We start from the raw sequence: 22,458 nt of genomic DNA, 5'->3' as shown, positions 1-22,458 counted from the left end.
CTTCTGGGCGCCAGGTCGGCCGATGTGGCTAATCCCAATTCACGCGCTGTGCTGCCCCAGAATTGTTGTTGTTGCACATTGATCAATCGCCGCCACCAAACGGTTACACAAGCGGGCGATGCTGCCTTGTCTTTGCAATGGAGGGTAACCATGGATATGACCTACAAGGCAGTTCAGGATGTGCTTCGAAAAGCCGGCATTGTCATAAGCAAAAAGGGCGAGCTTCACCGCATCAACTTCTTCAGCGGCCTGGAAAACACCGCCTACTACACGACAAGCCTCGAGGATGCGCTTGAGCGGGGTTTGGCGATGGCGAGAGCTGCCGAAAAATTGCCAGCAAGCGCCTTTGCCAAGTCGCGCGGGCGGCCGGCGAGCGCACACTTCGGCTGACGCCGCAGGATGTCATCGCCGCGTTGCGCGGCGATGTTGGGAACGCCCACCAGTTTTCCAGCGGTCGCGTCCGTCGCGCCCCCCTCTGTCCTGCCGGACATCTCCCCCACTTGGGGGGAGATCGGCAGCTTCACCGACAACGCCCTTTCTTCAACGTTGGCGATTGGCGAAAGCCAACGCGACATCCAATTTCCCCCTCGTGGGGAGATCGGCAGCTTCACCGACAACGCCCTTTCTTCAACATTGGCGATTGGCGAAAGCCAACGCGACATCCAATCTCCGCCCTCGTGGGGGAGATGCCCGGCAGGGCAGAGGGGGCGCGATGGAACGCGACCTTCCCCACAATCCACCCCACCATGCCTGCTTTTCCCGATCCAAACAGACGGAGGCCTAAAACCATGGCCGTCACCCCGCTCGACATTGCCAACATGGCGCTTGGCGTCCTCGACGAGGCGCCGGTCGACAGCCTTGATCAGGATGTCAAACCGGCCCGCCTGCTCAACCTGCATTTCGACCTGACCCGCGAGGCGGAGCTGATGAAACATGCCTGGGTGTTCGCAATCCTGGCGGCCGCCGTCGCCGGGTCCGATACCGGCAGTGGCGCGGGCACGCTGAACTTTGCCTATGAATTGCCCGTGGATTGCCTGCGGCCTTTGCCGCTGACCCACAATGGCGAGCCGGATGGCGTGCCGATCGCGTGGCGCCAGGAAGCCGGCTTGATCTATTCCGACCAATCGAGCCCGCTGATCATCCGCTATATCGCCAACCTCACCGATCCGAACGACTGGGACGCGACGTTCACCGAAGTGCTGGTTGCAGCGCTTGCCGTCAAGATCGCGCATCCGCTGACCCACAAGGCGGGCATGATCGACATCGCCCGCGGTGCCTATAGCGTGGCGCTGGACGCGGCGTTCCACGCCAACGCCATCCAACGTGGCGGCAGGTTTTCAACGTCGTCCTGGGCGGTCCAGCGCGGCGACAACCGGTTCCGGCGCGCCTGATGACGATGCTCTATCCCATCCAGGACACCTTCGTCCGTGGCGAAATCTCACCGCGATTGCACGCTCGCGCCTCGCTCGACCTATACAGGGCCGCGCTCTCCCGCTGCGAAAACTTTTTGACGCTTCCCCATGGTGGCATCCGGAAGCGCGGCGGCACCTATTTCTGCGCCGAGGTGAGGGATTCTTCCAAAGCGACGCGGCTGATCCCGTTCATCTTCTCGGCGGACCAGGCCTATGCGCTCGAATTCGGCGATCTCTACATCCGCGTCCATGCCTATGGCGCCCGCGTCGGGGTGGTTGAAGTGGTGACGCCATACCTGGAGGCTGACCTGTTCGACCTGCAATTCGTCCAGTCCGCCGACCAGATGTGGATCACCCACAAAAACCACCTGCCGCAGGTTCTCACCCGCACGGCGCACACCGCATGGACGCTGGCCGAGTTCGTCTTTCTCGACGGCCCCTATGACGACATCAACACAAGCGCGACCACGCTGACGCCGGCCGAGACAGGCGCCGTTCATCCGGCGATGACCAGCAATACGCTGCCAACCGGCACCGCTGCATCCAGCGCCGGCACCGCATATCTCGCGTTCGACCGTGACAACAAGACAGTCATAACGTTCGGTACGACCACCGGCGACGTGTCCTATGATTTTGCAGGCACCGCGACAAAGGTGTGCGACGGTTACTGGATACAGACTAGGGCGAACGGCGGCTCCAGAGCACCGGTGTCATGGGATTTCCAGGGCTTCGATGGCACCAACTGGATCTCGCTTGATAGCCGGACGGCGGAAACCGGCTGGTCGCGCGGCGAGGTGCGGTTTTATGAGTTCCAGAACGAGACCGCCTATCAGTCCTATCGGATAGTGCTCAACGGATCCGAAGGCGACGACAACATGGACATAGCCGAGATGGGCTGGCACGAGGATGGCGATACACAGACGCCATTCGATCTCACGGCATCCTCGATCGTCGGCATCAATGACGGCACCGGCTTCCAGACCAGCGATGTCGGCCGGACCATTCGCTTGCTCGGCTCGGACGCCGTCTGGCGCTGGGCGCGCATCACCAGCCGCAGCAGCGCGACCGTGGTCAAGGTCAGGCTGTATGGGCATGCGCTGCCCAATCTCAGCCCGATCGCCCGCTGGCGCCTCGGCACCTTCGTTCCCGGCAAATATGTCCAGAGCGGTTCGCTGTACGAGGAGCGCCTGGCCTTCAGCCGAAAATTTTCCGTCTATGCCTCGGCAACCGGCGATTTCGAGAATTTCGCCACCGGCGAAAAGGACGACGACGCGCTTGAATTCGTCCAGGCCGGCGGCGGCCAGGCCAACGATATCACCTGGATTGCGGAATCCGACGGGGCGCTGATCATTGGCACCCTTGGCGGAATCCGGGCGCTGTCGGGCTCGGGCATCGACGAAGCGCTGACGCCGTCATCGTTCAAGAACCGCCGCTCCCGCACCTTTGGCTGCGCGCCGCTGCGCCCTGTCGATGCCGGGCAATCGTTCCTGTTCGTCACCAGGTCGCGCAAATCGATTGCAGAACTGACCCAGAGCGCGACCGGCAAATTCACCTCGGAGGATGTCGGGCAGGTTTCCGAGCATATCCCGAAGCAGGGTGTCGTCGAACTGGCATTCCAGACCGATCCCGACCCGCTGCTGTGGTTCCCGCTCGATAATGGCGAGTTGGGGGGATACACGCACCAGCCTTCGCAGGAAGTCCGCGGCATGCACCGGCATCGCATCGCCGGGTATTTCTCCAGTTCCGCGTTCTCAGATTCAGCATGGGGAGTGGTCGAGAGCGCCGTGGTGACGCCGGGGCAGGACGGCAATGACGATCTGTGGCTGATCGTCAAGCGCACCATCGGCGGCGCCACCAGGCGTACTATCGAAATCAAGTCGGCGCCGTTCGAATATGGCGAGATTGCCGACGCATTTGAGGTCGATAGCGGTCTGACCTACAGCGGTGTGGCTACAGGAACGGTCACAGGGCTCGATCATCTCAACGGCGAGACGGTCGATGCCCTGGCGGATGGCGTGGTCTACAAGGGCCTTGTCGTGGCTACTGGGGCGGTTTCCTTGCCTGGTGGTGCGACTGCCGCCAAATGGCAGGTGGGCCTGCCGTATGAGGCGGGCGCCGACACGCTGGAACTCGATGTCGGCGGCAGGGATGGCTCGATCGTTGGGCGGCGCAAGAAAGTCGCCAAGGTCATTCTGTCGCTGTTCGAGACGGATACGACCGGGCTGGAGATTACTTCCATGCAGCGTGGGCGGTGGGAGCCGGTTCGTATTCCCTCTGTCGTGACCCCTGACAGTTCGGCCAACCTGTTCACCGGGAATGTGGAAGTGCCGATCGACGATAGTTGGGAAGGGCAGGGGCGGGTGAGAATCCGCCATACCAACCCGACACCGTGCACCATCCGCGCGTTCACGCCGGTGTTCGACAGTGAGGCGTAGTTCAAACTGCCGATCTCCCCCCTCGAGGGGGGAGATTGCGCGCTCAGCCCTTCCATCACTCCCTTAAAAGGACCCCGCTTCGATGACCCCATCCCCGCATGCCGAAGCTCTCGGCAGGGCGCGGACGGCTGCCGATTTTGCTGCCGTCATCGCCTTGCTCGACAGCGACCTCAAAACTGCTGCCGCCCGCAAACAGGAACTGGAAAAGGCCAAGGGTCGTGCGATGTTCGGCCGTGGCGACCTGGTGGCGGCGCGCATTGCGCTCTCCGAGGCCAACGCCGTCGTTGCGCTGCTGGAAAAAACCCGTGAGGCGGCGAACGAGCGCCGTGCCGCCGCGCAAAGCGAAGACTGCGTCGACATCGCAGCACTTGCCGACGAGATCAGGGCAAACGCCGCTTCCCTCGACGAGCGCTGGCGCATGGCCCACTGGCTGGTCGAGCAGCTGCGCCAGCAATTGTTCGACGCCGATACCTTGCGCGGTGCCGTCGCCACCGTCAACAGCCAGCTCGACGCCGCCGGCGTCGCCAACCTGAAAATCAACCCGACCGCCGTCCGGCGCGCCGCCGTGACCGGGCCGCGAGCGACAGCTCCGGCTCGTCTCAGCGCGGCAGCGATCCAGGCCGACAGACTGCTTTTGTCGCTGCTCAGCCCCGGCGGCGCGCTCGACCCACGACCGCCGCTTGGCGCGCCGGTCGGAGGCATCGCGGGTCGATATTCGCTGCGTGGCCGAGGCCGCGGCTGACCATGTGCACGCTTGCCCTTATCGGCACGGCTCTCTCGGTCGGCGGCGCGTTGGTCGAAGGCCAGCAGTCGCGGCAGATGGCCGACTACCAGGCCCGAGCCTATGAGCAGCAGGCGCAGGCCGACGCGCAAGCCGCCGCCTTCGAGCAGGACCAGGAGCGCCACAAGCAGGATCTGTTGCTGTCGCAGGCGCGCGCCCGGGCCGGCGCCTCGGGCGTCGCCCTGTCAGGCTCACCGAGCGAGGTGCACGCCGCCAATGCAAGGCAGGGCCAGCTCGACATCAAGGCGATCCAGTACGGCTCGCAGCTGCGCCAGAACAATTTCGCCACGCAGGCCGCGATCTCGCGCTTTTCCGGCAGGCAGGCGGCGGCTGCCTCGATCTTCAGGGCCGGCGGCAATCTCGTGTCCGGCCTTTCCGGACTGTACGACCCGAAGAAAGCGGTGACGTTCGGCAACAGCGCCTTTCCGCCGGCGCCCGGCGGAGGGCTTTACTGATGGCGACCATCCCCCTCCAGCTCGCCCAGCGCCGGCTCGACAGCGGCAGCGTGGTTTCCTATCCCGACAGCTCGCCGGTCGGCGCCGCGATGCAGGGCTTTGGCGACGAACTCTCGGCCGTCGCCGAGCGTTTCCGGCAGCAGAAGCAGCAGCAGGATGCGTTCGACGCCGAGGTCATCGGCCGCGAGCTGAACGGGCAGATTGCCCAGGCCGAGAAAGAAGCGATCCAGAATGCGCCGGCCGACGGCCGCGGCCTGCACGACGCCATGTATGGCCAGGCACGCAACGGTGTCGTCAAGCCCGGCCTGTTCGACAAGATTTTCGACAGCACCGTGCCAAAAATGCCGGAAAGTGAACGCGCCAGGTTCATCAGGCAAAAAGAGGCGATGAGATTGGCCGGGTCGGCGCGCATGGCCGCACAGCAATATGCGCGCCGCCAGGACTATGAGCAGGCCGAATGGTCCAAGGCGCAGGCTGCGGAGCTCAATGCCATCGCGCGGAGCGACCCGGACGACACCGCGACGTTCGAGGCGATCAGGCAGAGCGGGTTCGACTTCATCGCCAAGATGGGCAGCCCGGTCGCCCGGCAGCTGGCAGAAACCGGCTGGCGCAGCAACACGGCAAAGGCGCTCGCCCACGCGATGCTCGCCAAGGACCCGAAGCGCGCTGCCGAAATGCTGGGTACTGCGCCGGCCGCGCAGGCCGGTGGCGGTGAAACCACAGGCGCTGATGGCACTGATCTGTCGGCGGAAAACCCGAATGGGCCCGCTTCGGGCGACGACCGCCTTGCTGATCTGACGCCCGACGACAGGGTTGCGCTCGCCCGGCTGGCTGGCGTCTCGGCGACGCAAAACTGATGTCGGCACCGGCGACCTGGCCAGGTTCTTCTCGTCACCTGGGCTGTTGCGTTGCCGTCAGCCCCACCGGCATCTTTAATGGCTGCTTCATGTTAGTGGGCTTTTTTATTGGAACCTAAAGCCCCTCACAGGCATGGGGTCGTTTCCAGGGCGATAAGAGCGACGGCGGCCTTTCTTACAACACAGACTTGTGGTTCTGGATTTGAAATTCCCAAGCGCTGATGCGATCATTGGCAAATCCACCTCGCCCATCCAGGCTTCTCAGATGAAGGACTGACCTTACCTTGTTGCGCCTAGATTCTTTTCCGATGCTGGCAAGGATCGTTTTTCCGATCACGTTGGCCGGCGTTCTCCTGCTCACGCTTCTGCCGGCGCGGTTCTTGCCGGATCTCGGCACGGCCGTCACGCTTCACGACGACAAGCTGCAGCACGCCATCGCCTTCGCCGTGCTGGCGGCCCTGGGAAGCCTCGGCTGGCCGGGACACAGGACAAGGCTGATTGTTCTTCTCGCCTTTACCGGCGCGGCGATCGAGGTGCTTCAGGGCGCGCAACTGATCGGGCGCGACCTGGATGGGCTCGACTGGGTTGCCGACTGCGCCGGCATGGCGTTGGGACTGACAATCGCCGGGACAAGCAGGCGCGTTGGCAAGCGCGTCGGCGGATTGCCGTAGGTCGCTGCGGCGGTTCAGGATAAAAGCGCTCCGTAGCGATCCTGCGCGCCCCCCTCTGTCCTGCCGGACATCTCCCCCACTTGGGGGGAGATCGGCAGCTTCGCGGACAGCGTCTTTTTTGCAAGGCTGGTGGTTGGCGAAATCAGTGATGAAGGCCAATCTCCCTCCTTGTGGGGGAGATGTCCGGCAGGACAGAGGGGGCGGGCGCTGTCCCTCCGCGATCAAAGGTTCTGCACCGCAGCAGCGCTCCGATGTCACGGAATGGATCTCAGGGTCTGCTCCGCACCCGCGGCGGCTAGTCGCCGATGTGCCATAGGCGGCGCGTCCCGCCGCGCTGGAATCATAGCACTGTCGAGCCTCGCTTCGCGGGGCTTATTTTATGGAGCAAGCCTGATGGCCCGACCCGCAACTGCCGCCGTTCGACTTCTGACCGGCGAACGCGAACCCGTGCGCCTGGCGACCACGGCAAGCATCCTGCTCCATCGCCTGCAGACCATCGACGGCGTGCCGGCTGAGGTCGGCGACCGCGTGCTGGTCAAGGACCAGGCCGACCCGACGCAGAACGGCATCTACACGGTGAGCGAAGGCGAATGGTTCCGCGCCGCCGACGCCCGCACCGCCCGCACCTTGCAGAAAGGAACGACGGTCCACACCCAGGTTGGGACAATCAATGCCGGCCGGGTGTTTGAATTCAGCGCCGACGAGCCGGTGGTGGGCAGCGACGCCATCACCATTGCCCCGTTCGTGCCGCCCGATATTTCGCAGGTGGTCGGTGCGGTGGTGACGCTGCGCGATGAAACGCAGGTGCTGAAGCATGCCACCGAGGCCAGCGCCGGCCAGGCCGCCGCCAGCGCGTCCACCTCCGCTGCCAATGCCGGACAGACCGCCGCCGATGTCGCTTCCACGGCGGCCAACCTGGCCGGCGCCCAGGCGGCACGCGACGCGTCGCTGTATGGCAAGGGCATCTTCCCGACGATCGTAGCCGCGATCGGCTTCGGCGTGGCTGGCTTCAGTGCCCTGGTCGGCGGCGCCGGCGGCACGAACGGCACGTTCGATCTGGCGTTTACCGGCGGCGCCGGTTCTGGTGCCGCAGGACGCTTCATCGTCGCCGGCGGTGCTGTGACGATGATCCTGATCACGGCACCCGGTTCCTACACGGTCGCGCCAGCTTTCAGTTTTGCGGCGTCTGCTGGTCTTGCCGGGGCCAGCGCTTCGGCGGTCCTCGCCCGGAATGTTGAGGTTGGTGAATACTTCTGGACCGAAGTCGGCGCCGGCATCATGGGAATGTACATCGTGGCGGCCGGGCCTGTTGCGGTCGACACAGGCGTTCGCGCTTCGGCAGCGGAAGTTGTCGCCTTGATCGGGTCGCGGACGGTTGGGCCGGTCCTGATCACGGGCTCCGTCGGCGGCACGGCTGTTACCAATACCAGCGTCTATTATTGGCCGGGCTCACTGTCGGCTGTCGATGAGTTTCTTTCGAGCCTGGAACTCGGCTTCGGTGCCGGGGCAGGAACAATCCGTATCGTCATTGCCCAGGTCGAGGGCGATGGCACGTTAACTCTCGTCTCTGAACAAACCATCCCTGTCGTTGCCGGCCCGTCTTCCGTCAACTCGGGTCTCTCGATCCTGAAGCCGGCCGGCAGCGTCATGGGCCTGCAACGGACAGGAGCCGGCACGTGGTATTACACGGCGGGGGCCATTCCGAACGGCGAAAGCAAGTGGTTCACGGCGACGGTTCCCACGTCGAACACAGCCAAGACCGTTGACTTTTTCAATGGTCCGCAATGGAAAGCCACTTTCACGGGCGAAGTCGGCACAAAGGCGCGCGCTGCCTACGACACCGCAAACGATCTGGTCGACATCGTCGGCACTGAGCAGGTGGTCGGCTGGCCGAACCTGGTCAACACCGGCACGAATACCCCGGCGAATTACAGCGTCGTCATGCAAACGCCAGCGCCGGCCGATGGTTACATCACGGAAATCGATGTCGGTGCCAGCGGGGCTGGCACGGCCAACATTCACGTCATCCAGTACAATGGCGATCTAACCGTCAACGTGATCAGCACGCATCAGATCACGTTGGCCAATGGTGTGAGCGAAATCCCCCTCAGCATACCGATTGCAGCGGGGCAGTATCCGGCAATCAGCGGCGGCGGCTACAAGTTTCAGAACAGCGTCAACCCGCAAGGCATCCCCGGATGGATCAGGTCTGGCGTGCTGTCGAACGGCGCTATTGTGGCATCATCGACCCTGCACCGCTATGAGGTTGCGTTCACGATCAAAACTGGCCTCATCGCCGACGCTGCGCGGGCTCTGACAGGCGGCACACAGAACCCCGGCATGAACCTGCTGGCGGACGCCGACCCGAATGGCGTCGTTGACGCGACCGCAATCTTTGCCTCGGCCGCTGCTGCCCATCCAAACCCGTATGTGCCGCCCGGCAGCTTCGCGCTGACGGCCATGCCTAAGTCAGGCGACGGTTTTTGGGGACCAGGAAAGCCGTTCGTCGGCGGCCGGCGGTTCTTCGTTCCGGCTCGCCCGTCGCTGTTCAATCTCTATGACGGCTTCCGCGCCAAGATGGCAGAGCATATCGCCAACAACGATGTCCTCTGCCTGATCGGCGACAGCATCGGTCATTGGGCGCTGGCCAGTAACGGCCCGGCGCACTGGTTCAATCGGGTGACGCAGTTTGCCAATCTCGGCATTGCCGATGACGAACCGGGCATGACGGCGCTGCGGCCAAGCTCCACCTACACGCCGGACTTCTATGGCGTTGCGACCAGCGGAACCGTCTCGACGGGAACGCGCGGGCCACTTGGCGAAAGCATCATCCTTGCGGATGGCGCGTCCCTGGCGTTCACTGGAGCCTATGAACAGGTCGATGTCCACTACACCCGGGACGCCGGTCAAGGTTCGCTTGCCTTCGCTTTCGACGGTGGCGCGGCGTACAAGACCGTCAATGCTGCCGGCGCTCTGGCGCTCGATCAATATTCCGGCCCGTCGATGACGGGGCAGGCTGCCAGCGGCAATTACACACTGACGGCGGTAGGCGGCCCTGTCGAAATAACCGGGCTTATCCGTCTTGGAATCAAGGTGTCGGGATCCCGTCCTCGACTGCGCTCACTGCGCGCCGCGCATGGGAGCTATACCTTCGCGTCGTTTAATATGGCGCGCCTTACATCAGCAATCGTCCAAGCGAGCTATGCTGGCGGCAAGATCGTGCCGATACTCGCGCTTGGCATCAACGACAGTTTTGGTACCGCGCCGGCTACGATTTCAACGAACATCACTGCGGTGCTTAATACGCTGGAGGCAGCTGCCACACCTCGCATCCTTGCGATGCCGCCGACGCGCCCGTCTTCGGCCTGGGATGGTAGCTACACTGGAGGGCGGACTTACGACGCGGCGCTTGGCGTTATCCGCCAGACATACCGGTCACGAAACGTGCTGACGATCCCGATTGATGGTTTCGATTATATCGACGCTGGAGCCTATCAAGAGGGGCTTCACTTCAACGACGTCGGCCATGACAGCAACGCCTTGCGCTTCATCGAATATGTCGCGGAGAGGGGATAGGCAAATGGCACAGGCAATTCAGCACAAGAGTGAGACGGTAGCCAAACTCCGGAAAGGCGAGGAGTGGGTCGTTGTCGGCACCAAGATCGAGCGCATGGGCTACCTCACGTCGACACTGTACATGTCGGACGAGCTGCATCCGAATGCAGCCGGCGCCATGCCACCTACGACGCCGAATGCCTGCGTCAAATGGTGCGTCGGGGTCTCTTCGATGCCTAGACTGAAATGGTGGCGTGTGGCAGATGTTCGCAAATGCGTATCTTCTCCACCATTCTCGCTGTTCGCCGCCGCTTTTCGTCTTGGATCGCCACAGGCGCCGCAAGGGAGAATGCCGTCATCGGGCCGCGCACGAAGTTCGGTGCCGGGGCGGAGATCTTCAATATTCATGGCGACAGGTCCCGGGTCTCAATCGGCGCGGACAGCCATCTGGACGGACATCTGCAGGTCTTTGCCCATGAGGGTCGGATCAATATCGATGACTGGTTCTACCTTGGTCCAGGCTCGACGATTTGGTCATCGGATCCGGTGGGGATCAAGATCGGCAAACATGTCCACGTCTCGTGGGGGGTGGCGATCCACGATACCAACTCGCATCCCATGGACCCGCAGAAGCGTTTTGCGCAGATGCAGGCCATCTTTCGCGAAGGCCACCCGCGCGTCGACCCAGGCATCCGCTCAGCACCGATCACAATCGGAGATGATGTCTGGATCGGCAACAGTGCCATGATAATGAAGGGTGTCACGATCGGCGACCGGGCGATAATTTCAGCCGGCTCAATCGTACGGTCGGACGTTCCGGCCGACGCTTTGGTGCGGCCGGACCGCGACCTGGTGAAATGAAATGATGCCTTCGCTCATCAATGAGCGTTGTCCCATCATAGAGCGCCAACCATTCGCTTGCGCCAAGGCGCGGGCGAATGGCAATGGGCTAATGACGGCTGTCTTGCGGCTTGTTGTGAGGCTGGCTGTTCGACCACCAGACAAAATACAGCGAACCCACCTTCATGACTGGTACGCGGCGCTCGCGTTCGCGCCCCCGCAATTCGCGATAGACTTTTACCTTCAAGGTGCCGCCCGGCAGTTTGATGCGCACGGCCATCGGTTCAACTCCGCTGTGCAATTCAATGATGATGTGCGATGCAGCAATTAGAGAACTTCCCCAGCCGAAGAGTCAACCGCCGATGCGCGCGTTTGCTGGCTTGACCGGAAGGGTTCAAGCGCAGCCGCCCGAGGACGGCTTTTTTCGGGCCGTCAAGGCGCTGCCTGAGATCGGTTTGGATCGTCGTCGGGCTGGTCGTTCAACGGACGCGGCCGGTTCGACCACCAGCTGAAATACAGCGAGCCCAGCTTCAGAACCGGGATGTGGCGGGCGCGCTCACGCTCGCGCAACTCCCGATACCTTCATCTTCAAGGTGCCGCCCGGCAACCTGATACGCACTGCCATTGCTCCCAACCCCCGTTGTGCAATGCAGCGACCTAGAGAGCTTCCGTGGCGGAAGAGTCAAGGGCTGATCGTTGATTCTTTCTGCGGCTGTTTTCCGGGACCGGTTCCAAGAACGGTCCGGGCGGGTGAATGGTGAATGGTGAATGGTAGTAGTGAGTAGTGAGTAGTGAGTGGTGAGTGGTGAGTAGAGTGAGAGCACCTTCTTCACTATTCACTATTCACCCACTCCCTTTGGCGGGCGTCCGGACGGACGATCCGAAATGCTGCTCGGCCACCAGACGATGAAATAGTCTCCAAGCCGCCAGACCGGGACTTGGCGCTTCTGCTCGCGGCGGCGCAGCTCGTCCTTTTTCTTGATCTTCAGTGTCCCGCCCGGAAGCCTGATCCTGATTGTCACGCGCCCTCCCGCACCTATCCCCATGGGGTATGGACGGTTCATGGGAGCAGTTTATTCCGGCTAAGCGGTTTCCATCCCGATGGCAAGACGGATCGAGCTGTTCTCAATTGGTCAATGCCGTCAGTTGAAGGAATTCGCCATGCCCTGGAAGGCGAGGAACGCATAGACGATCGGCCCGGCTATCAGCCCGCAATAGAGGCACAGGATCACCGCCAGCGCCACAAGCAGCGGCTTGTCGCGGCCGACCGCGCAGAGCTCGGCCTTCACCGTCCAGCGCGCCGTTCCTTCGTGTTGCGACATCGGCCAATCCCCACAGTTTGGGGCCATTTCACACAATCGCCTGCAAACATCAACCGGGCGCCTGCAAACATCAACCGGGCGCCTGCAAACATCAAGCTGGCGCCTGCAAACATCAACCTGGGAAAGGACCAAGACCATGGACATGACGTTCAAGGGCGCCGCCAGGCGCCTCGACGATCTCGATCTGCCAAGACTTGGCGCCAGCATCGGCGTCGGCGAAGACGAGATCCACGCCTTTCTCGATGTCGAAACCAGCGGGCATGGCTTCGACGCCCAGGACCGGCCGGTCATCCTGTTCGAGCCGCATGTGTTTTACCGCAATCTGGCGGGCGCGGCTCGGGCAAGGGCGGTAGCGGCCGGCCTTGCCTATGCCAAATGGGGCGAAAAGCCTTATCCCCGCGACAGCTATCCGCGCCTGAAAGCCGCCTGCGCCATCGACGAGACGGCGGCGCTCAGATCGGCGTCATGGGGGCTCGGCCAGGTGCTCGGCGAGAATTTCAGGGCGGCCGGCTTCCCCACCGTGCAGGCCATGGTCGAAGCCATGATGGCGGACGAGGCGCTGCAGCTGGCGGCGGCGGTCAATTTCATCGCCGCCAACCGGCTCGACGGCAAATTGCGCAAGCATGACTGGGCCGGCTTCGCCAAGGGCTACAATGGCGCATCCTATGCGAAGAACGCCTACGATATCCGGCTTGCCGAGGCATTCCGCAAATGGTCCGGGATCAGGGACACGCCGCCCCCTCCGGCGCCGGTTCCGATCCCGCAGCCGCCGCAACCGAACGGTTTCACGCCCGCCAAGGCAGAGCCGGGCAAAGCCGGAGTGCGGCGCGGACCGTTTTCCGGACCGTTTTCCGGATCGTTGTCCGGATTATGGGCCGCAGTGCTGGCTCCGTTGGTCGCCGCAATCCTCTCCCTGTTTCGAAAGGCCCCCTCCTGGTTTCGAAAGGCAAAGCCATGAACTGGTTCAATACCAACGCCGCGCACAATCTGATCAATGTGCTGATCCTGCTGCTCACCGGCCTGGTCGGCTTCGACTGGACGCTGTTCGGCATCGACGCCGCCCTGGCGCTAAAAATCACCGGGGTGCTGGCCCTGCTCAAGATCCTGATCAATGTCGTGCGCGACGGCGTCGCCGGCCTTGTCAGAAACCAGCCTGCCGTGGAGGGCAATTGAGATGTGGGTGCTTTCCATGCTGGGCGCGCTCGCCGGCAACACGACGATCTTGGCGATTTTTGCCGCGCTCGTCGGCGGCATCGGCCTGTTTGTCGCCGGCGGTCGGGCCAACAAGGATGCGGCCAGGCGAGCGGCAGAAAAACTCGTTGCCGTCGAGGAGCGCCTCGAAATGGACCGCGAGGCGACCGATGCCGAACGCGCGGCGCGCGACCTGCCGGACGAAGCCGCACGGCGGGAGGCGATGCGATGGTCAAAGCGCTGATGCTGCTGCTCGGGTGCCTGTTGCCCAAGTGCCTGCTGTTTGGCGGCCTGCTGCTCGCCGGGTGCGCAACGCCGGTTTCGCCGGCGCGCCAGGTCTGGTGCGACCACAACCAGCCGCGTCGTGCGTCCGCCGCCGTCGTCGCCGCCATGACGCGGCCGGAGCTCGACGAAATCAATGCCTACAACGGCAAGGGCGCCAGATGGTGCGGGTGGAAGCCATGATACAGGAACTTCTCGACGCGCTCGGCATCAAGGCGCCGGTGGTGGTCGCCGGCCTTTCCGGCGGAATTTTGCGAGCCTTGTCGCGCCACCGCTACAAGGTTCGCGAGATGGTGGCGTCGCCGATCTGCGGCGCGCTGGCGGCGGCCTACCTGACCTTGCCGGTGGTGCATTACTTCCGCGCCACAGGCCTGGCGATTCCAGCCAACGACGACACCACGACGCTGGCCGCGGCGTTCCTCATCGGCGTCTCGGCGATGTGGATCTCGGACATCGTCTTCGAAGTGGTGGTCAGGCGGTTCAAGCCCGAGAAGGAGGAGTGAGATCGCGCCTGTCTTAAAGCGCGTCGCGTTTGACCGGCCGCATGCGACGCGCTTTAGGTTGTTGTTTTATGCATGTCGTTATTGCAAAACCGCTGCACACCCTCGGTTCAGGCCCGAGGGCATGCTTTTGCGCGACATGCATTATTGCGCCGCAGCAACAGCCTCTTGCGGGAGACCCGGGTGAAGGTTGCGGAACCACTGGCGAAGGTGCGCGTTGGGCACGACCCTTGAGAGGATCTACATGCCAGCTCGCCCAATCGTCTCGACAGCCGCAGCGATCCTGCTCGCCGCCACAAGCATGGCTTACGGCCGGCCGGATGCGCGCACCATGACATGCGAACAGACGCAGCAGCTGATCCAGAGCCGGCGCGCCGTCGTCCTGTCCACGGGCCGCAACACCTATGATCGATATGTCCGCCAATACGGCAATGAGTGCGACTGGCCCGAAGCGCCCGTCACCTCCTACATCAGGACGCTTGACGGTCAATGTCGGCTCCATCGATGCGAGGAACCGGTTCTCGGATTGCGATGATGCGCCATTAAAGTCCGGGATCAAACACCTAGGGTCTGCGCCGCGTCGCTCCGCTCCTTGCTTCGCCCCAGGATGACGAAGGTGTAGTAGCGTATGGCTAATCGCCAGCGTTGGAGATTGGTGCTAGAAGCAGCCGACGCCTGATCCAAGGTCTCTTCCCGCGACGTCTCTTCGCGCGACCACCAAGGTGGGCCGATGCGCTAAAAGCCGAAGGTTGCGGAACCACGGGCGAAGGTGCGCGTTGGACACGACCCTTGAGAGGATCTACCATGCCAGCTCGCCCAATCGTCGCGACAGCCGCAGGGATCCTGCTCGCCGCCACAAGCATGGCTTACGGCCGGCCGGATGCGCGCACCATGACATGCGACGAGGCGCAGCAGCTGATCCAGAGCCGGCGCGCGATCGTCCTGACCACCGGCCGCAACACCTATGATCGATATGTCCGCCAATACGGCAATGAGTGCGACTGGCCCGAAGTGCCTGTCGCCGCCTATGTCAGGACGCTTGACGGTCAATGCCGGGTCCATCGATGCGAGGAGCCGGTGTTCTTTTTCCCGGACTAGTGGGTCTTCGTTCTCCCAGGGGGAGCAAGGAGCGAAGCGACGCGGCGCGGAAGCGTAACGAGCAGGGTTGCGGATGCAAGCGCCGTTCTGGGCCGCTGCATTCTTCGGCTGGCGTAACGGCATGGATCCCAGGGTCTGCGCCGCGTCGCTCCTTGCTTGCCCTAGGATGACGAAGGCATGGTGGGATTTGGCCAATCGCCAGCGTTGGCGATTGGCCGGCCACCGGCCGGCAGCTAAGGTCCCACGGCCTCTAGGATTAGCCAAACCACCCCTCCACTTCGTCATCCCAGGGTCTGCGCCGCGTCGCTTCGCTCCTTGCTTGCCCTGCGATGACGAAGGCGTGGTGGGATTTGGCTAATCGCCAGCGTTGGCGATTGGCGGTTGCAGGCCAGAGGCCCCGCTCTAGAAGCCGAAGAACTGCCAGCCGATGAGATAGCCAAGTGCGACGACTGCCAGGGGAAACAAGGCTGGCGCCAGCCGGCTCAGGGCGGAGTTGCTTGCCGGCTCCTTTGGAGCGCTTCTTTCGGCGTTTCCGAGGTTCTTGGTCATTCCGCTATAGTAGCAATCGCTGATTAACGATTCCCCAACATGCCGCGCCGGCGCGATTGAGCCGGGCGGCTTGCTGCAGGCGGGAACCAATCGCCGCCAACCGGCTTTGGCAAGGAGGCGATCGTTCGCGCGGAGGCGTTCGACATGAAACCTTTCGCATTCCTGCCAATCACGCTGCTCGGCGCACTGGTGTTGGCGGCGCCGGTTGCCGCCCAGACGGATAACCAGACACAAGACCGGGCGCGTGCCGGCCATTGCCAGGCGCAGCCGCAGAACGGCCAGCAGCAGCCGCCGCCGCCCGTCAACAACGGTGACAACAACAACCTGACCGACACGCTTGAACCCTGCAACGGCGTGCTGCTGCCGCCGCCGACCGGCGATCAGGGCATGGCCGCACCGCCGCCAGACCAAGGCAGGACACCGGTGCTCAAGCCCGGCGAGGTCCCGGCGCAGCCGCCGAAACCATAGATTGAGAGCATTTGCCGGTCTCGCACCTGACGGTGCCTGCGCCGGCAGCTTTTTTGCTGGGGGGCGGAACATTAGTTATGACTAAATGTTGTTTTCGAAGCAGTCGATATCACCCCCCTCCGGTATCGCTGCTGATCGGGCAAAACCGATCGGCCCGCGCGCTTGGGCGACCAAGATCGCGGGCCACTGCCAGCCAACGCGGCGATCAATTAGTCGGCGCTCTACGGAACAAGACGGTTTCGTCAAACGTTGGCTTTTGGGCTGAGTCGTCCCGACTGAGGACAGCAGAGCCCGCAAACCAGACAGGAGAAGACGATGAAAATCCACCTTGTTCCTGCCGCCGCCGGGCTGGCTTTGCTGGCCGGTGTCGGCGTCGCCACCGCAGACCAGGTGATTATCACGCCCGAGCAGCAGACGGTCGTCCGCCAATATGTGGAGAGGCACCCGCTGGCGTCGATCAGCCTCTTGGGCGTGGAACTCAACGTCGGTTCCACGTTGCCCGACACGGTTGAACTTCACGAGGTTCCCGACGTCGAATACAGATACGTAGTCGTCGACGGTCGCACCGTGCTGGTCGATCCCGGCACCCGCAGGATCGTGCAGGTCATCGACTGACCTTCACCCGCCGCTCTCCCGGGAAGACGCGGGAAGAGCGGCGGCTCGCCGGCAGGCAGCCGGCTGTCGATCGTCTTCGTGGCGGGACGGAAGGAGCCATTTCCATGTTGCCGCATGTCGAATCACGCGATGTGGCCGCATCCGTCGACAAGCTGCTTGCCGAACGGGGCTCTGCCCTGTTGTCGATGAAGGCGTTGATTGCAGCCGTGCGTGAGCAAACCGGAACGGAGCGCTCGGAAGCGGATCTGGCGGGGCTGATCACCAAAAAGGCGGCACTCCTCGGGGTCGCGGTCCTGTCCGATTTAGGCGGGCCAGACTCAGGCCGACCAGACTCAGGCCGACCCGACTCTGGCCGACCCGATCTGGGCCGAAGCCCCCAAGACGCCGGTCGAAAATTCAGCTAGAAGTTGTCGCTCACCGATTTGAGCCGAGGAGGCAACAGTGACTGATAACAGGCAGGAACGCATTCGCCGGCGGGCTCACGCGATCTGGGAGCAGGCCGGCCGGCCCGACGGCGCGCATCAGCAGCACTGGGACCAGGCCGCGGCCGAGATCGACGGTGGGGAAAGCGGACCCAAAGCCAAGACTGCTCGGCCAAAGGCGCCGGCTCGGCCGAAGGCGCCGGCTCGGCCGAAGGAGCCGGCGGCCGGCAAGGTGACCAGTTCAAAGACTGCCCGGCCGCGCAAGGGCTAGCCGCCATCTGATGTGGTGCTCTACGGCGCCCCCCTCTGTCCTGCCGGACATCTCCCCCACGAGGGGGAGATTGGCAGCTTCCACGATGGCACTCTTCTTGCGACTTTTGTGATTGGCGAAATCAGTGATGACAGCCAATCTCCCCCAAGTGGGGGAGATGTCCGGCAGGACAGAGGGGGGCGCCTCGCTCTGCCATCAAAGGTTTCGCACATAACGCTTCGGCCGCGGGACGAAGCACTGTCCCGCGGCCGAAGCGCTGGTCCCGAAATCGATCTCGGCTACATGCCGCAGTGCCTGTCGTTGACCGTCGGTGAAACGGTGCCGGGAGCCTTGTGCGTGGCATCAGGCATCGCGCCCTGCGGGCTTGGCGGGCAGTTCCGATCGGCATTGGAATTCGTGCCGTCGGGGCCCGCAATGATGCTACCGGTAATCCCGGTATCGACAGCATCCGGCTCGGCCAGGTTCGGATCGGTCGGGGCCGGGTCGATGACGACGCTTCTACCGCTGCCGGGAGCCATGCCAGCCTCTGTGTCGGCTGGGTCGGCTGTGCTCTGGGCCATCGCAGAAGTGGCCAGACCAGCGGCGAGCACGGACGCCGCGAGTAACTTCGTAAGCATGGTTTGCCTCCATTTGTCTCCATTTTTTCGGTCGTCGCCGCATCGCGACTATAGAAAAAACCGCTCGGGCGTGGTGAAGGTTCCCGTAAAATTGCAGCCTGCGACGAACCGTCGTGATCAGCAGGGCCGTCGTGATCAGCAGGGCAATCTTGCCCGGGATGCCGGGAACCCAAAACGTGCCGGCCGCGAGCCGTTGACATGACTTGCCCTATCGCGTTATTGAACAGGATTATACAGGTTTACTGAACAGGTATTCCATGGCGCGTCGCACGATCCTGTCGTCTCCCGGAACCGGCAAGCCGGAACGGATCGCCACCGTCCTCGAGCACGAGATCCGCTCCGGCGTGCTCGGCTTCGGCGACCGCCTGCAGAGCGAGAACGAGCTTGTCCAGCGCTTCTCCGTCAGCCGCAACACCATCCGCAAGGGTCTCGAGGAACTGTCGAGCCGCGGGCTGATCACCACCAAGGTCGGCATCGGCTCGTTCGTCACCTTCGACGGCATGCCGGTCGACGACGCCGTCGGCTGGTCGCGGGCACTGGCCAATGCCGGCGCCAATGCCGAGACGCGCACGCTCAGGCTCGAAGTCATGCAGGATGCCGAGCTCGCCGCCACACTCGGCGTCGAAAGCCCGTTCTTCATCGCCGTCGACCGGGTGCGCTCAAACGCCGATGACGGCCATGCCATCTCGATCGAGCGCAGCCGCCTGCCGCTGTCGCCCGAACTGGAGGACGTGCCGCTGCGCGGACTGCGCGAGGGCTCGCTGCACCAGACGCTGCGCGCGGCGGGGCTCGTCCCCGATCACGGCGAGGAGTGGGTCGATATCGAGATGCTGAGCGCTAAGGACGCGGCCATTCTTGACTGCGCGCCGGGCGCGCCGTTCCTGCGCACGCGGCGCCTGACGCGCGCCGCCGACGGCCGCGCCATCGAATATGTCACCAGCCTGCTCAATCCGGCGCATTTCGCGCTTCACCTGGAGTTCTGAGCATGGAGATGGCCGCGGCGATCGACCGGGCGATGGGTGCGCTTGTCGGCGGGGCGCTGGGCGATGCGCTCGGCATGCCGACGCAGCTTTTGTCGCCGGCCCGCATCGTCGAGCTCTACGGTCCTGTCGAGGGTTTCGTCGCGCCCGCCGCCGACCATCCGGTGTCGAAGGGCCTGTCCGCCGGCACCGTCACCGACGACACCGAACAGGCGCTGCTGCTCGGCCGCATCCTGGTCGCTTCAGGCGACGGCTTCGACCACACGCGCTGGGTCAAGGCGCTGCTCGACTGGGAGCGCGAGGTCAAGGCGCGCGGCAGCTACGATCTGCTCGGACCTTCGACCAAGCGCGCCATCGACGCCATCAATGACGGCGTGCCGGCCGAGGAGGCTGGGCGCAGCGGCGACACCAATGGCGCGGCGATGCGCATCGCGCCGGTCGGCATCATGATGCCGCCGGAGCCGCTCGGCGCGCTGGTCGCCAAGGTTGCGGAAACCTGCCGCGCCACGCACAACACCTCGATCGCCATTGCCGCGGCGGCTGCCGTTGCCGCCGCCGTCAGCTGCGGCGTTGCCGGCGGCGATTGGCGCGCCGCCTTGGATCGCGCGGTCGTGGCGGCCAGGCAGGGCGCAGAACACGGTCACTGGACCAGCGGCGGCGATATCGCCGCGCGCATCGACTGGGCGAGGGGCCTGGTTCGCGGCAAGGCCGTCACCGACGGCATCCGGCTGATCGTCGACCTGGTCGGCACCGGCGTCGCCAGCCAGGAATCGGTTCCGGCGGCTTTCGCCGTGCTGGAAATCGCCGGCGGCGATCCCTGGCGGGCGGCCGTCATCAGCGCCAATCTCGGCGGCGACACCGACACGATCGGCGCCATCGCCGCCGGCATGGCAGGCGCCTGCGCCGGCTTTTGCCGATTGCCAAGGGAATACATCGCCCGGCTCAAAGGGCTCGACATGGCGCAGGTGCGCGCGCTCGCCGCCGATCTGGTCGCGGTGCGGATGGCGAAACGCGGTTCGGGCAAGGATGCGACGGCATGAGCGGAGCTCAGCCTGACATGAGCGGGCGTCTCGTCCATATCGGCAGCGCGGTGGTCGACTATGTCTACCGCATCGATGCCTTGCCGGCGCCCGGCACCGAAAAGACCGCATCGAGCTTTGCCCAGGTCGCCGGCGGCGGCTTCAACATGATGGTTGCGACCAGTCGCACCGGCATGAAGGTCGTCTTCGGCGGCCAGCTCGGCAGCGGACCGAATGGCGATTTCCTGCGTGCCGCTTTTGCCGCCGAGGGCATCGCAACGCTGACGCCGCCATCGCCGGTGATGGACAGCGGCAATTGCGTCGCCATGATCAGCGGCGACGCCGAGCGCACCTTCGTGTCATGGCCTGGCGCCGAGAGTGTGCTCAGCCTCGGCATGATGGCGCCGGTCCGGGTTGCGCCTGATGATTGGGTGTTCGCCTCCGGCTATACGCTGAGCTATGTCGGGAGCCGCGACGCGCTGGCCGACTGGATCGAGGCGCTGCCGGCGGAAATTCCCTTCGTCTTCGATCCGACGCCTGTCATATCGGAGGTTCCGCGCGCCATTCTCGACCGGGTGCTGGCGCGCACGAACTGGCTGAGCTGCAACACAACGGAAGCGGGCGAGATCGCCGGCCCCGGCGCTGTCGAGGCCATTGCCGCCCGGCTTCTTTCCAATCACTGCCCGACCGCCGAGGCGGTCATCATCCGCGCCGGGGCGGAAGGCTGCTTCGTGCGACTGGCTGACGGCACCGCGCAGGCCGTGTCCGGTTTCAAGGTCGCCGCCGTCGATACCAACGGCGCCGGCGACACCCATATCGGCGCCTTCGTCAGCGCGCTGTCGCGCGGCGTGCCGCCCTTCGAAGCGGCAAGTTACGCCAATGCGGCGGCGGCGCTCTCGGTCACCCGCCATGGCGGATCGTCGGCGCCGACCGACGAGGAGATCCAGACATTCCTCAGCCATGACGATCGATCCGTGCACGGCCGGAAGCAAAAGGCCCATTTATGACAGCCTAAATGACGCAACAAGCCCGCCAACCGGGCAAACAATGAGAGGAACGAACATGCGCATGCCCAAACTGACTGCTTTTCTGACGGCAACCGCCGTCTTCGCTTCCGCACTGGTCGCCAGCGCCGACGAGGTGCATGTGCTCAACTGGAAGGGCTACGGCGCCGACGAGCCCTGGGCCATCGCCGCTTTCGAGAAGGCGACCGGCAACAAGGTCGTCAACGATTTTTTCAATTCCGAACAGGAAATGCTGACCAAGCTGAGGACCAATCCCGGCCTCTACGACGTCGTCATGATCAACGCCGCCTTCAACGACCAGGCGATGGCGGAAAAGCTGATCCAGCCGATCGACGTCTCGAAAATCCCCAACTATGCCGACATCAGCGCGGACAAGGCAGGCTCGCCGATGCTCGCCCGCGATGGCAAGGTCTATGGCGTGCCATGGGTGTGGGGCTTGACCGCGCTCGCCATCAACGAGAAAGCCTTCGAGACGCCGCCGACCAGCATCGCCGAGATGTGGAACGAGGCGCATAAGGGCCGCGTCACCATCCGCGACGACGCGGTCGAGGCGGTCCAGTTCGGCGCCATCGCCACCGGCCAGAACATCAACGACGTCAAGGATATGGAGGCGGTCAAGGCGAAGCTGGCCTCGCTGATGCCGCAGATCAAGACGTTCTGGAGCTCGGAAAACGACTGGAACCAGATGGTCGCCTCCAATCAGATCGACATCGGCACTTATTGGAGCGGCTCGGCCGACCGCGCCAAGACGCATTTCAAGCTGCCGGTCTCGCTGGTCATCCCCAGGGAAGGCGCCGTCGCCTGGCTCGACGCCTTCTCCATCCCGGTCGGTTCCAAAAACGTCGCCGGCGCCGAGGCCTTCATCAACTACATGATCGACCCGAAATTCTACGTCGAATGGGTCACCAAGGTCGGCGCGCCGGTGTCGGCCAACGCCAAGGCGGTCGCCGCCCTTCCCGAAGACGCCTTCAACCGCAAGGTGATGGGCGACCCCGACGTCGCCAAGCGCATCCAGTTCCAGGCGCCGATCAGCGACGCGCAGCGCGAGGCTTATCTGGCGCTGTGGCAGGAGCTGAAGGTCAATGTGAAGTAA

Annotated in this window: 28 protein-coding genes; 24 read left to right on the top strand and 4 right to left on the bottom strand. The window is 63.8% G+C overall.

The genetic code is table 11. The features are described from left to right. Positions 1-78 precede the first annotated feature (78 nt). The 9 genes from AC0L3O_RS18130 (at position 79) to AC0L3O_RS18090 (ending at position 11,027) form a co-directional block, all read left to right on the top strand. A complete protein-coding gene (locus AC0L3O_RS18130; RefSeq protein WP_287180444.1) occupies positions 79-390 on the top strand; it encodes a hypothetical protein in 312 nt (103 codons plus the stop codon). A 398-nt stretch (positions 391-788) separates the two neighbouring features. Continuing rightward, positions 789-1,391 carry a phage connector family protein gene (locus AC0L3O_RS18125; RefSeq protein ID WP_287229456.1) on the top strand — a complete coding sequence of 201 codons (603 nt, stop codon included), beginning with the start codon at positions 789-791 and terminating at the stop codon, positions 1,389-1,391. Further along, positions 1,391-3,847 (top strand): phage tail protein, encoded by a 2,457-nt coding sequence (locus AC0L3O_RS18120; protein WP_473535997.1) that lies wholly within the window; start codon positions 1,391-1,393, stop codon positions 3,845-3,847. Before AC0L3O_RS18125 ends, AC0L3O_RS18120 begins: the two co-directional genes overlap by 1 nt. A gap of 82 nt (positions 3,848-3,929) precedes the next feature. Then, positions 3,930-4,589: a hypothetical protein gene (locus AC0L3O_RS18115; protein WP_287364014.1), complete on the top strand. Its 660-nt coding sequence runs from the start codon at positions 3,930-3,932 to the stop codon at positions 4,587-4,589. Between the two features lie 2 nt (positions 4,590-4,591). Continuing rightward, the gene (locus AC0L3O_RS18110) at positions 4,592-5,083 is read left to right on the top strand and encodes a hypothetical protein (RefSeq protein ID WP_128169411.1); all 492 of its coding nucleotides are present in this window, start codon (positions 4,592-4,594) and stop codon (positions 5,081-5,083) included. Further along, positions 5,083-5,940 carry a hypothetical protein gene (locus AC0L3O_RS18105; protein WP_287180445.1) on the top strand — a complete coding sequence of 286 codons (858 nt, stop codon included), beginning with the start codon at positions 5,083-5,085 and terminating at the stop codon, positions 5,938-5,940. The genes AC0L3O_RS18110 and AC0L3O_RS18105 overlap by 1 nt, the downstream gene beginning before the upstream one ends. Before the next feature lie 308 nt (positions 5,941-6,248). Further along, the gene (locus tag AC0L3O_RS18100; protein ID WP_287364012.1) at positions 6,249-6,611 is read left to right on the top strand and encodes a VanZ family protein; all 363 of its coding nucleotides are present in this window, start codon (positions 6,249-6,251) and stop codon (positions 6,609-6,611) included. Between the two features lie 393 nt (positions 6,612-7,004). Beyond that, positions 7,005-10,187 carry an SGNH/GDSL hydrolase family protein gene (locus AC0L3O_RS18095; RefSeq protein WP_473616222.1) on the top strand — a complete coding sequence of 1,061 codons (3,183 nt, stop codon included), beginning with the start codon at positions 7,005-7,007 and terminating at the stop codon, positions 10,185-10,187. Positions 10,188-10,439: 252 nt separating this feature from the next. Continuing rightward, positions 10,440-11,027, top strand: coding sequence for an acyltransferase (locus AC0L3O_RS18090; RefSeq protein WP_287175839.1), 588 nt, complete (start codon positions 10,440-10,442; stop codon positions 11,025-11,027). 88 nt (positions 11,028-11,115) lie between these two features. Here the strand turns inward: AC0L3O_RS18090 and AC0L3O_RS18085 are convergent, their stop codons facing one another. From AC0L3O_RS18085 to AC0L3O_RS18075, 3 genes are all read right to left on the bottom strand, one after another. Further along, positions 11,116-11,286 carry a hypothetical protein gene (locus AC0L3O_RS18085; RefSeq protein WP_023798595.1) on the bottom strand — a complete coding sequence of 57 codons (171 nt, stop codon included), beginning with the start codon at positions 11,284-11,286 and terminating at the stop codon, positions 11,116-11,118. A 559-nt stretch (positions 11,287-11,845) separates the two neighbouring features. Continuing rightward, positions 11,846-12,028 (bottom strand): hypothetical protein, encoded by a 183-nt coding sequence (locus AC0L3O_RS18080; RefSeq protein WP_023798597.1) that lies wholly within the window; start codon positions 12,026-12,028, stop codon positions 11,846-11,848. A 120-nt stretch (positions 12,029-12,148) separates the two neighbouring features. Continuing rightward, positions 12,149-12,328 carry a hypothetical protein gene (locus tag AC0L3O_RS18075; RefSeq protein WP_473616221.1) on the bottom strand — a complete coding sequence of 60 codons (180 nt, stop codon included), beginning with the start codon at positions 12,326-12,328 and terminating at the stop codon, positions 12,149-12,151. 136 nt (positions 12,329-12,464) lie between these two features. On the opposite strand from AC0L3O_RS18075, the gene AC0L3O_RS18070 reads away from it, so the two are divergent. From AC0L3O_RS18070 to AC0L3O_RS18020, 11 genes are all read left to right on the top strand, one after another. Beyond that, positions 12,465-13,286, top strand: a complete 822-nt coding sequence (locus tag AC0L3O_RS18070; protein WP_473616220.1) for an N-acetylmuramidase family protein — start codon at positions 12,465-12,467, stop codon at positions 13,284-13,286. Next, positions 13,283-13,501 carry a hypothetical protein gene (locus AC0L3O_RS18065; protein ID WP_023798600.1) on the top strand — a complete coding sequence of 73 codons (219 nt, stop codon included), beginning with the start codon at positions 13,283-13,285 and terminating at the stop codon, positions 13,499-13,501. The genes AC0L3O_RS18070 and AC0L3O_RS18065 overlap by 4 nt, the downstream gene beginning before the upstream one ends. Before the next feature lies 1 nt (position 13,502). Continuing rightward, on the top strand, positions 13,503-13,763 hold the full coding sequence (locus AC0L3O_RS18060; RefSeq protein ID WP_091599070.1) for a hypothetical protein: 261 nt from the start codon (positions 13,503-13,505) through the stop codon (positions 13,761-13,763). Next, positions 13,748-13,984, top strand: a complete 237-nt coding sequence (locus tag AC0L3O_RS18055; RefSeq protein WP_051407780.1) for a hypothetical protein — start codon at positions 13,748-13,750, stop codon at positions 13,982-13,984. The genes AC0L3O_RS18060 and AC0L3O_RS18055 overlap by 16 nt, the downstream gene beginning before the upstream one ends. After that, entirely contained in the window at positions 13,963-14,304 is a 342-nt protein-coding gene (locus AC0L3O_RS18050) for a hypothetical protein (RefSeq protein WP_473616219.1), read from the top strand. The genes AC0L3O_RS18055 and AC0L3O_RS18050 overlap by 22 nt, the downstream gene beginning before the upstream one ends. 241 nt (positions 14,305-14,545) lie before the next feature. Next, positions 14,546-14,836 carry a hypothetical protein gene (locus tag AC0L3O_RS18045; RefSeq protein ID WP_473616217.1) on the top strand — a complete coding sequence of 97 codons (291 nt, stop codon included), beginning with the start codon at positions 14,546-14,548 and terminating at the stop codon, positions 14,834-14,836. A gap of 269 nt (positions 14,837-15,105) precedes the next feature. Continuing rightward, positions 15,106-15,399: a hypothetical protein gene (locus AC0L3O_RS18040; RefSeq protein WP_473616216.1), complete on the top strand. Its 294-nt coding sequence runs from the start codon at positions 15,106-15,108 to the stop codon at positions 15,397-15,399. A 693-nt stretch (positions 15,400-16,092) separates the two neighbouring features. Continuing rightward, positions 16,093-16,416: a hypothetical protein gene (locus tag AC0L3O_RS18035; protein WP_128247689.1), complete on the top strand. Its 324-nt coding sequence runs from the start codon at positions 16,093-16,095 to the stop codon at positions 16,414-16,416. A gap of 315 nt (positions 16,417-16,731) precedes the next feature. Then, a complete protein-coding gene (locus AC0L3O_RS18030) occupies positions 16,732-17,031 on the top strand; it encodes a DUF1236 domain-containing protein (protein WP_287175828.1) in 300 nt (99 codons plus the stop codon). Positions 17,032-17,135: 104 nt separating this feature from the next. Beyond that, entirely contained in the window at positions 17,136-17,435 is a 300-nt protein-coding gene (locus AC0L3O_RS18025; RefSeq protein WP_473616215.1) for a hypothetical protein, read from the top strand. Between the two features lie 37 nt (positions 17,436-17,472). After that, complete coding sequence (locus tag AC0L3O_RS18020) at positions 17,473-17,724, top strand: DUF2934 domain-containing protein (RefSeq protein ID WP_473531257.1); 252 nt, start codon at positions 17,473-17,475, stop codon at positions 17,722-17,724. A 278-nt stretch (positions 17,725-18,002) separates the two neighbouring features. On the opposite strand, the gene AC0L3O_RS18015 is transcribed toward AC0L3O_RS18020, so the two are convergent. Continuing rightward, positions 18,003-18,341 (bottom strand): hypothetical protein, encoded by a 339-nt coding sequence (locus tag AC0L3O_RS18015; protein ID WP_287052745.1) that lies wholly within the window; start codon positions 18,339-18,341, stop codon positions 18,003-18,005. 257 nt (positions 18,342-18,598) lie between these two features. Between AC0L3O_RS18015 and AC0L3O_RS18010 the strand changes: the two genes are divergently transcribed. Genes AC0L3O_RS18010 through AC0L3O_RS17995 form a run of 4 tightly spaced genes read left to right on the top strand, consistent with a single transcriptional unit; the run spans position 18,599 to position 22,458 of the window. Further along, complete coding sequence (locus AC0L3O_RS18010) at positions 18,599-19,324, top strand: GntR family transcriptional regulator (RefSeq protein ID WP_473531256.1); 726 nt, start codon at positions 18,599-18,601, stop codon at positions 19,322-19,324. 2 nt (positions 19,325-19,326) lie between these two features. After that, positions 19,327-20,361, top strand: a complete 1,035-nt coding sequence (locus AC0L3O_RS18005; protein ID WP_473616214.1) for an ADP-ribosylglycohydrolase family protein — start codon at positions 19,327-19,329, stop codon at positions 20,359-20,361. A 17-nt stretch (positions 20,362-20,378) separates the two neighbouring features. Next, on the top strand, positions 20,379-21,347 hold the full coding sequence (locus tag AC0L3O_RS18000) for a PfkB family carbohydrate kinase (RefSeq protein WP_473616237.1): 969 nt from the start codon (positions 20,379-20,381) through the stop codon (positions 21,345-21,347). A gap of 55 nt (positions 21,348-21,402) precedes the next feature. Next, positions 21,403-22,458 (top strand): ABC transporter substrate-binding protein, encoded by a 1,056-nt coding sequence (locus AC0L3O_RS17995; protein WP_473616212.1) that lies wholly within the window; start codon positions 21,403-21,405, stop codon positions 22,456-22,458.

Source organism: Mesorhizobium sp. WSM4810, assembly GCF_055811235.1.
Note: the sequence above shows the minus strand (reverse complement) of the source record. Positions and strands in the feature narration are given on the sequence as shown.

Excerpts from the sequence above, each read along its gene's own strand:
- AC0L3O_RS18125 (WP_287229456.1), top strand. The coding sequence starts at position 789 with ATGGCCGTCACCCCGCTCGACATTGCCAACATGGCGCTTGGCGTCCTC.
- AC0L3O_RS18120 (WP_473535997.1), top strand. The coding sequence starts at position 1,391 with ATGACGATGCTCTATCCCATCCAGGACACCTTCGTCCGTGGCGAAATC.
- AC0L3O_RS18115 (WP_287364014.1), top strand. The coding sequence starts at position 3,930 with ATGACCCCATCCCCGCATGCCGAAGCTCTCGGCAGGGCGCGGACGGCT.
- AC0L3O_RS18110 (WP_128169411.1), top strand. The coding sequence starts at position 4,592 with ATGTGCACGCTTGCCCTTATCGGCACGGCTCTCTCGGTCGGCGGCGCG.
- AC0L3O_RS18105 (WP_287180445.1), top strand. The coding sequence starts at position 5,083 with ATGGCGACCATCCCCCTCCAGCTCGCCCAGCGCCGGCTCGACAGCGGC.
- AC0L3O_RS18100 (WP_287364012.1), top strand. The coding sequence starts at position 6,249 with ATGCTGGCAAGGATCGTTTTTCCGATCACGTTGGCCGGCGTTCTCCTG.
- AC0L3O_RS18095 (WP_473616222.1), top strand. The coding sequence starts at position 7,005 with ATGGCCCGACCCGCAACTGCCGCCGTTCGACTTCTGACCGGCGAACGC.
- AC0L3O_RS18090 (WP_287175839.1), top strand. The coding sequence starts at position 10,440 with ATGCGTATCTTCTCCACCATTCTCGCTGTTCGCCGCCGCTTTTCGTCT.
- AC0L3O_RS18085 (WP_023798595.1), bottom strand. The coding sequence starts at position 11,286 with ATGGCCGTGCGCATCAAACTGCCGGGCGGCACCTTGAAGGTAAAAGTC.
- AC0L3O_RS18075 (WP_473616221.1), bottom strand. The coding sequence starts at position 12,328 with ATGTCGCAACACGAAGGAACGGCGCGCTGGACGGTGAAGGCCGAGCTC.
- AC0L3O_RS18070 (WP_473616220.1), top strand. The coding sequence starts at position 12,465 with ATGGACATGACGTTCAAGGGCGCCGCCAGGCGCCTCGACGATCTCGAT.
- AC0L3O_RS18065 (WP_023798600.1), top strand. The coding sequence starts at position 13,283 with ATGAACTGGTTCAATACCAACGCCGCGCACAATCTGATCAATGTGCTG.
- AC0L3O_RS18060 (WP_091599070.1), top strand. The coding sequence starts at position 13,503 with ATGTGGGTGCTTTCCATGCTGGGCGCGCTCGCCGGCAACACGACGATC.
- AC0L3O_RS18055 (WP_051407780.1), top strand. The coding sequence starts at position 13,748 with ATGGTCAAAGCGCTGATGCTGCTGCTCGGGTGCCTGTTGCCCAAGTGC.
- AC0L3O_RS18050 (WP_473616219.1), top strand. The coding sequence starts at position 13,963 with ATGGTGCGGGTGGAAGCCATGATACAGGAACTTCTCGACGCGCTCGGC.
- AC0L3O_RS18045 (WP_473616217.1), top strand. The coding sequence starts at position 14,546 with ATGCCAGCTCGCCCAATCGTCTCGACAGCCGCAGCGATCCTGCTCGCC.
- AC0L3O_RS18040 (WP_473616216.1), top strand. The coding sequence starts at position 15,106 with ATGCCAGCTCGCCCAATCGTCGCGACAGCCGCAGGGATCCTGCTCGCC.
- AC0L3O_RS18035 (WP_128247689.1), top strand. The coding sequence starts at position 16,093 with ATGAAACCTTTCGCATTCCTGCCAATCACGCTGCTCGGCGCACTGGTG.
- AC0L3O_RS18030 (WP_287175828.1), top strand. The coding sequence starts at position 16,732 with ATGAAAATCCACCTTGTTCCTGCCGCCGCCGGGCTGGCTTTGCTGGCC.
- AC0L3O_RS18025 (WP_473616215.1), top strand. The coding sequence starts at position 17,136 with ATGTTGCCGCATGTCGAATCACGCGATGTGGCCGCATCCGTCGACAAG.
- AC0L3O_RS18015 (WP_287052745.1), bottom strand. The coding sequence starts at position 18,341 with ATGCTTACGAAGTTACTCGCGGCGTCCGTGCTCGCCGCTGGTCTGGCC.
- AC0L3O_RS18010 (WP_473531256.1), top strand. The coding sequence starts at position 18,599 with ATGGCGCGTCGCACGATCCTGTCGTCTCCCGGAACCGGCAAGCCGGAA.
- AC0L3O_RS18005 (WP_473616214.1), top strand. The coding sequence starts at position 19,327 with ATGGAGATGGCCGCGGCGATCGACCGGGCGATGGGTGCGCTTGTCGGC.
- AC0L3O_RS18000 (WP_473616237.1), top strand. The coding sequence starts at position 20,379 with ATGAGCGGGCGTCTCGTCCATATCGGCAGCGCGGTGGTCGACTATGTC.
- AC0L3O_RS17995 (WP_473616212.1), top strand. The coding sequence starts at position 21,403 with ATGCGCATGCCCAAACTGACTGCTTTTCTGACGGCAACCGCCGTCTTC.